Source organism: Kitasatospora sp. NPDC059088, from assembly GCF_042738155.1.
In the GTDB taxonomy this organism is placed as follows: domain Bacteria; phylum Actinomycetota; class Actinomycetes; order Streptomycetales; family Streptomycetaceae; genus Kitasatospora.
The window spans coordinates 102,932-110,294 of record NZ_JBHYGR010000013.1; the positions used below are offsets into that span (position 1 = coordinate 102,932).

Consider the following 7,363-nt stretch of genomic DNA (forward strand, 5'->3'; position numbering starts at 1 on the left):
GGCGCCCCCGGGAAGGGATCTCCCGGGGGCGCCGTCCTCGTTGTCCCGGGGGGCTTCGCCGCCGGCTACTGGGGCAGCCGGTAGACGCCCTGCTCGACCGGCTCGACCAGGCCGTCGGCGACCAGGCCGTCCAGGGCCCGGGCGCGCTGCACCGCGTCCGGCCAGACCGCGTCCAGCCGGGCCTGCGGGACGGTGCCGTGCGCCTCGCGCAGCACCGCGAGCAGCTTGCCGCGCACCTGGCGGTCGGTGCCCTCGTAGGTCTGGCCGCGCCGGGCCGGGCCCTCGTACGGCGGGCGGCCGGCCCGTTGCCAGGCGCAGACGGTGAACAGCGGGCACTCCCCGCACTCCGGGCCTCGGGCGGTACAGACCAGGGCTCCCAGCTCCATCACGCCGACCGCCCAGGTGGCGGCCGTCCCGGCGTCGTCCGGCAGCAGCGCGGTCGCGGTGCGGCGCTCGGCGGCGGTAGTGGCGGTGGCCGGGTACTCCACGCCGGTCACCGCGCGGGCGAAGACCCGGCGGACGTTGGTGTCCAGCACCACGTGCCGCTGGCGGAAGGCGAAGGAGGCGACGGCCGCGGCGGTGTACTCCCCCACCCCGGGCAGCGAGAGCAGCGTGGCGTGGTCGTCCGGGACCTCCCCGCCGTGCTCCTCGGTGATCGCCACGGCGGCCGCGTGCAGGCGCAGCGCGCGGCGCGGGTAGCCCAGCCGGCCCCACATCCGGACCGCCTCGCCGGGCGCCTCGGCGGCGAGGGAGGCGGGGGTGGGCCAGCGGGTCATCCAGGCCTGCCAGGCGGGCAGCACCCGCTTCACCGGGGTCTGCTGGAGCATGAACTCGCTCACCATGACGGCCCAGGGCGTCGCGTCGGGGGTCCGCCAGGGCAGGTCGCGCTTGCTGGCCTCGTACCAGTCGATGACGGTCGAGTGCAGCAGCGGCAGGGGCAGTGGCGGCGCGGGGGCGGCTTCGGTGGCGGTGATGGCAGTCATGGCCCTTCGATCCTCCCACGGCCGCGGAGCCGGATCGAAGCGGATGCGGCGGCTCCGGACGGACCGTTCTCCCCCGGTTTCCGCTCGGGTCGCCACCCGGGCTCCACGCGGACTCCAGCGGGTCTCCGGCCGGTTCTCCGCCGGTTTCCGGCCGGGCATCCGGGTGAAAGGACTCCCTCGAACGGATCAAATGGCGGATCATGTGAAAGAAGGGGCGACTGTGCGGTGTTGGTGAGTCAATCGCCACACGCAGTCCCATAGAGTTTGATCGTGCCCTCTTTGCGTCAACCCGTGGGACCGCTGCCGGCCTCGATCTACTGGCGTCGGCGTGTCGTCGTGCTCGTCGCCGTCGCGGCGGTCGTCGCCCTGATCGCCTGGCTGATGACCGATCAGGGCGGGGGCGGTGACGGCGGCTCGTCGAGCAAGGCCGCGCAGCCCGTACCGTCCCAGAGCCAGACGCCCGCTCAGGCGATCACGCCCGGCGCCTCGCCGAGCGGCCCCGCGGCGCACCCGGCCGGCGGCTCCGGCGGCGGGCCGGTGGCCAGCGGCGGCGGCAGCGAGGTCGGCCTCAGCGGCGGCGCCACGGGTGGCGGCGCCGGCGGGACCGGCGGCTCGGGCGGGACCGGTGGGTCCGGTACCTCGGGCGGGTCCGGCGGCGCGGGCGGTTCCGGTGGCGGCAGCCCGGCGCCCGGCGGGGCCGGCGGCTCGGGCGGTGGCGCCCCGGCAGTGAACACCGCCGAGGTGATGGCACTCCCGGTCTGCTCCTCCTCGCAGGTCGCCCTGGAGCTGGCCGGCACCCAGAACTCGTACCAGCCCAAGGACAAGCCCAAGCTGGCGCTGACGGTCAAGAACTCCTCCGGCGCCAACTGCCGGGTGGACCTGGGCCGCACCGCCTCCGCGATCACGGTCAGCAGCGGCAGCAACAACGACCGGGTCTGGTCCTCCGGCGACTGCCCGCCCGACAAGGGCAACATCTGGGTGCAGATCCCGGCGAACGGCAGCCAGACCGAGACCTTCACCTGGGACCGCAGCCGCAGCAAGCCGCAGTGCGCGACCGCCGACCAGACCGCCCCGGCGAACGGGACGTACGTGGTGCTGGCGGAGCTCACCGGGCTCTCCGGTGACAAGGTGTCGGCCCGGACCTCGATCCGACTGGACAGCTGAACGCCCGTCACGTCCCCACGGAGCCCCCGGCCGCCGAGCGGTCGGGGGCTCCGCGCTTCGGCACGTCGGCCCGGCGGCACGTCGGCCGTTCCGTGCCGAGGGGTCCGGGGACGCGGAACGGCCCCCGAGGAAGCGTTTCTCCGGGGGCCGTTCGTGGTCCGCTGCGCGTCCGCGTCCGGTCAGACGTAGCGCTCCAGGATGGACGATTCGGCAAGGCGGGACAGGCCCTCGCGGACCGAGCGGGCCCGGGTCTCGCCGACGCCCTCGACCGTCTGCAGGTCGTCGATGCTGGCCGCGAGCAGCTTCTGCAGGCCGCCGAAGTGCTCGACCAGGCGCTCTATCACCGTGTTGGGCAGGCGCGGGATCTTCGCCAGCAGGCGGTAGCCGCGCGGGGAGACGGCGGAGTCCAGGGACTCCGGCGTGCCGGAGTAGCCGAGCGCCTTGGCGACCGTCTGCAGGTCCAGCAGCTCGGCGTGGGTGAGCGCCTCCAGGTCGGCCAGCACCTCGGTGACCGTGCGGCCCTTCTTGGCGGCGCGCTCCGGGAAGTAGTCCCGGGCGACCAGCTCGCGCTCCGGCTCCACACCCGCGATCAGCTCGTCCAGCTGGAGCGAGAGCAGACGGCCGTCGATGCCGAGCTCCAGCACGTAGCCGGCGATCTCGGTGGCGATCAGCCGGACCATCTCCAGGCGCTGGGCCACGGCGGTGACGTCCCGGACCGTCACCAGGTCCTCGATCTCCAGGGCGGAGAGCGTGCCGGCCACCTCGTCCAGGCGCAGCTTGTAGCGCTCCAGGGTGGCCAGCGCCTGGTTGGCGCGGGAGAGGACGGTGGTGGAGTCCTCCAGCACCCGGCGGGTGCCGTTGACGTACATGGCGATCAGCCGCATCGAGTGCGAGACCGCGACCACCGGGTAGCCGGTCTGCCGGTTGACCCGCTCGGCGGTGCGGTGGCGGGTGCCGGTCTCGTCGGTGGGGATGGTGGAGTCCGGCATCAGGTGGACGCCGGCCCGGACGATCTTGGTGATGTCCTTGTCCAGCACCACCGCGCCGTCGAGCTTGCACAGCTCGCGCAGGCGGGTCGCGCTGAACTCGACGTCCAGGACGAAGCCGCCGGTGCAGATCGGCTCGACGGTCTTGTCGAAGCCCAGCACGATCAGGCCACCGGTATTGGCCCGCAGGACCCGTTCCAGTCCGTCACGAAGCGCGGTACCGGGCGCGATGGCGGTGAGGGAGGCCCGCAGCAGGGCCTCCTCACGGGAGGCCTTGTCCGCCCCCCGGTCGCTGGCTGCCACGTGACTCCTCCGGTCGACCCCGTGCCGCGCGCCTCGCGCCGTGCGCCGGTCCGCGGTCTGTTGCTCTGTCGCTCAGTACCGCTCCGGTACTGCCTTCTGGCCAATGAGACTGGGGAAAGTCTAACTGCGTGCGGCTTCGGCAGGGCTTGGGTCAGCGCAGTTCGTCGGAGTCGAGCGGCTCCCAGCCGTCCATCAGCTCCTCCGGGTACGCCGGGACCCGGGGTGCGCGGGGCGCCGGCGGGGCCGACGGAGCCTCACCACGCCCCTCCGTACGGGCCTCACCGCGGGTCTCGGAGCGGCTCTCGGAGCGCGACTTGGCGGCGGCCCGGCGGCGGCCCGGGATGGCCCGCAGCGCCTCGCCGATGTCGGCCACCTCGACCACCTTCATGCCCGGCGGCACCTTGCCCGGGTCCGGCGGGACCAGGGCGTGGGTGAAGCCCAGCCGGTGCGCCTCGGCCAGCCGGCGCTGCACACCCGTCACCCGCCGCACCTCGCCGGCCAGGCCGACCTCACCGATCGCCACCAGGTTGCTGGGCAGCGGGGTGTCGGTGGAGGAGCTGGCCACCGCGAGCGCGACCGCGAGGTCGGCGGAGGGCTCGGTGAGCTTCACCCCGCCGACCGTCGCGGTGTAGATGTCCTGCTTGCCGAGCTTCACCCCGCCGTGCCGCTCGACCACGGCCAGGATCATCGCGATCCGGGGCGACTCCAGGCCCGAGGTGGTGCGCCGCGGGGAGGGGATCTGCGAATCCACCATCAGCGCCTGCACCTCGGCGACCAGCGGGCGCTTGCCCTCCAGGGTGACGGTGAGGCAGGTGCCCGGGACGGGCTTGTCACGCCTGGTCAGGAAGAGGCCGGACGGGTCGGCCAGGCCGACGATGCCCTCGTCGTGCAGCTCGAAGCAGCCCACCTCGTCGGTGGCGCCGTAGCGGTTCTTGACCCCGCGGATGAGCCGCAGCCGGGCGTGCCGGTCGCCCTCGAAGCTCAGCACCACGTCCACCAGGTGCTCCAGCAGGCGGGGGCCGGCGATCTGGCCGTCCTTGGTGACGTGGCCGACCAGCAGGGTGGCCATGCCCCGCTCCTTGGAGGCCCGGATCAGCGCGCCCGCCACCTCGCGGACCTGGGCCGGGCCGCCGGGGGCGCCGTCCAGCTCGGCGGAGGCGATGGTCTGCACCGAGTCCAGGATCAGCAGGCCGGGGTTGACCGCCTCGATGTGCCCCAGCACCGCGCCGAGGTCCTGCTCGGCGGCGAGGTAGAGGTGCTCGGAGAGCGCGTTGATCCGGTCGGCGCGCAGCCGGACCTGGCCTGCCGACTCCTCGCCGGTGACGTAGAGCGTGCGGTGCCGGTCGGTGGCCGCCTTGGCCGCGACGTCCAGCAGCAGGGTGGACTTGCCGACGCCGGGCTCGCCGGCCAGCAGCACCACCGCGCCGGGCACCAGGCCGCCGCCGAGCACCCGGTCCAGCTCCGGCACGCCCGTGGAGCGGGCCGTCGCGACCTGGCCGTCCACCTGGGCGATCGGCCGCGCGGGCGCGCTGACCGGGCCCGCGGCGGTGGTGCGGATCGGCACCGCGCCGTACTCCTCGACCGTGCCCCAGGCGTTGCACTCCGGGCAGCGGCCGACCCACTTCGGCAGCTGGTTGCCGCACTCGGTGCAGCGGTAGGCCGGGCGCGGCTTGGCGGTGGTCTTGGAACGCGGAGGCATGCGGCCCACGGTAGCGGCTGGGTGTGACAGCGGAGGACCACCGCCGGACCGGACGCGCGCCCACACAGATGGGCGATGTTGTTACCCGAAAGAAGTACATACGCGGCGAACGGCGGGGACGGACCGCCCGCTGCTCCTACCGTCGGACGGGTGACAACGCGAACTGTTGGGCCCGTCGGGGCTGCGGACGCCGTGCTCGCGGCGTACGACCGGCAGGTGGACGGCCTGTTCACCTACTGCCTCTCGGTGCTGTGCGAGCACGACGCGGCGGCCGGCGCCCTGCGTGAGGTCCGCGAACTGGCCCGGCGGCACGGCAACCGGCTGGCCGAGCCCGGACTGGTCCGGGCCTGGCTCTTCTCACTGGCCCGGTACTGCTGCCTGCGGCGGCTCGCGGACGGGGCCTGCTCGGAGGGCGGGAGCGGGCCGGAGAGCGGCAGCGGGCCGGAGGGCGGGATCGGCGCGGGGCCAGGGGCCGATTCGACCGGGGCGGAGGCGACCGGGGCGGAGGCGGTCCGGCGGCGGCGCGAGCTGGCCTCGCTCGCCTGGCCGGAGGCGGCCGGTACGGACCCGGAGCAGCGCGAGGCGCTGGAGCTCTCCGTCCGGCACCGGCTGACCCCGCTGGAGGTGGCGGCCGTCCTGGGCCTGCCGTTCGAGCGGACCCGGGCCCTGCTCGCCGCCGCCGAGGCCGAGGTGGCCCGGACCAGGGCGGCGCTGCTGGTGCTCGGGGTGGGTAGCTGCCCCGAGCTGGACCGGCTGGGCGGGGCCGGGGCCGAGTCCTGGCGGGACTGGGTGCTCGGCCCGGCGCTGCGGCGGGAGCTGGTGCAGCACGTGGTGGACTGCCCGACCTGCCGGGGAACGGCGGAGCGGGTGGCCGCCGGCGGGGCGGCGGAGGGCGCGTCCGGGCTGCCGGGGCTGTCCGGGCTGTCTGGACTGTCCGGGCTGCCGCTGCTGACGGCGCCGGCCGCGGTGGGCGGCGCCGTGCAGCCTCCGGTGGCAGGGGTGTCGGGGCGGCGGGGTACCGCGGCGGCCGAACCGGGGCTGCGCTTCGACCACGGCGGCTTCCCCCGGCACCGGGCGCCGGACGCGGGCCGGAGCCTGGCGGTCCGTCGGCGGGTGGTGACCACCGGGGTGCTCGCGGCCGTCCTGGCGGCGCCGGTGGTGGCGCTCTGGGCCGGGCACCGGGGCGGCACCGGGGCGGGGGCGGCGGCCTCGGTGTCGGCGGTGCGGGTGGACGGGGCCGGGTCGGACGCCGGGCAGCGGCCGCCCTGGTCGGCCGGGGTGGGCGCGGGCGGCGGCGCGGGGATGCCCGGGCTGGAGCTGGCGGGTGCGGGTGGCAGTGGGGCGGGTGGCGGAGGTGGCGGGAGTGGTGCAGAAACGTTGCTGCCCGGCTTTCCGCGGCTCACCCTCCAGGGACCGCTGGTCCCCGTGCCGGCCCGCGGCGCGACCCCGCTCGGCAGCCCCGCCCTGGTCGCCGCCCCGGCTCCCGCGGTCGAACAGGCCTCCGCGCCGGGCGCGGGCAACCCGGCGCCCGCCGGGCTGCTCACCGTCGAGGCCGGGGAGTACGGCAGCCGGACGGTGCTCACCCTCACCAACTCCGGCACCACGGAGATCCGCTGGCACGCGGTGACGGACGCCGGCTGGCTCCGGCTCAGCCGCGACTCGGGGACGCTGGCGCCGGGGCAGCGGATCACCGTGATCGTCACCGTGGACGAGGACCTCGCGCCCACCACCCACTGGACCGCCCGGATCGCGCTGCCGCCCTCCCAGGCGGTGGTCACCCTGGAGGGCGGACCGCAGAACCGGGGCGGTACCGCGTCCTCCTCGGCGGAGCCCTCGTCGGGGGACTCGACGGGGAGTTCGGCAGGGAGCTCGGCAGGGCCTTCCTCGGGGCCTGCGCCCTCGGGGCCTTCGTCGGCCTCCGCCTCGCCCTCCTCGCCGGCATCGCCTTCGACGACGGCCCCGGCCCAGCCCACCGCGACGCCGAGCCGGACGGTCCCGCCGTCCCCCTCCGGATCGCCGAGCAGCGCACCCGCGACCACGGCGTCTCCGACGGCCGGCGCCTCGCCCCACCCGACGGGGGCGGCGACGGGGCACTAGGGCCTGTCCGGCGGATCTTGCCAGGCGCGCGACGCCGGGCATCCCGCCTGGACGCACACCCGAATCGCCCAAGTACGTCCAGTACGAGGCCGACTCGGGCGCACGCCCCCCCCGGCGCCCCCCCCCAGTCT

General features: G+C 75.6%; 5 protein-coding genes. 2 read left to right on the forward strand and 3 right to left on the reverse strand.

The features are described 5' to 3' along the window. Positions 1–65: 65 nt before the first annotated feature. A complete protein-coding gene (locus ACFWXO_RS08985; RefSeq protein WP_380522914.1) occupies positions 66–983 on the reverse strand; it encodes an A/G-specific adenine glycosylase in 918 nt (305 codons plus the stop codon). 291 nt (positions 984–1,274) lie between these two features. Between ACFWXO_RS08985 and ACFWXO_RS08990 the strand changes: the two genes are divergently transcribed. Next, positions 1,275–2,147, forward strand: coding sequence for a hypothetical protein (locus ACFWXO_RS08990; RefSeq protein WP_380522915.1), 873 nt, complete (start codon positions 1,275–1,277; stop codon positions 2,145–2,147). Positions 2,148–2,326: 179 nt separating this feature from the next. On the opposite strand, the gene disA is transcribed toward ACFWXO_RS08990, so the two are convergent. Together disA and radA are read right to left on the reverse strand one after the other, a co-directional pair. Continuing rightward, on the reverse strand, positions 2,327–3,385 hold the full coding sequence (gene disA, locus ACFWXO_RS08995) for a DNA integrity scanning diadenylate cyclase DisA (protein ID WP_350507754.1): 1,059 nt from the start codon (positions 3,383–3,385) through the stop codon (positions 2,327–2,329). Positions 3,386–3,587: 202 nt separating this feature from the next. Then, complete coding sequence (gene radA / locus ACFWXO_RS09000) at positions 3,588–5,135, reverse strand: DNA repair protein RadA (RefSeq protein ID WP_375881658.1); 1,548 nt, start codon at positions 5,133–5,135, stop codon at positions 3,588–3,590. A gap of 150 nt (positions 5,136–5,285) precedes the next feature. Between radA and ACFWXO_RS09005 the strand changes: the two genes are divergently transcribed. Continuing rightward, positions 5,286–7,232, forward strand: a complete 1,947-nt coding sequence (locus tag ACFWXO_RS09005) for a hypothetical protein (RefSeq protein ID WP_380522916.1) — start codon at positions 5,286–5,288, stop codon at positions 7,230–7,232. The last annotated feature ends 131 nt before the right edge of the window (positions 7,233–7,363 follow it).

Excerpts from the sequence above, each read along its gene's own strand:
- radA (WP_375881658.1), bottom strand. The coding sequence starts at position 5,135 with ATGCCTCCGCGTTCCAAGACCACCGCCAAGCCGCGCCCGGCCTACCGC.
- ACFWXO_RS08985 (WP_380522914.1), bottom strand. The coding sequence starts at position 983 with ATGACTGCCATCACCGCCACCGAAGCCGCCCCCGCGCCGCCACTGCCC.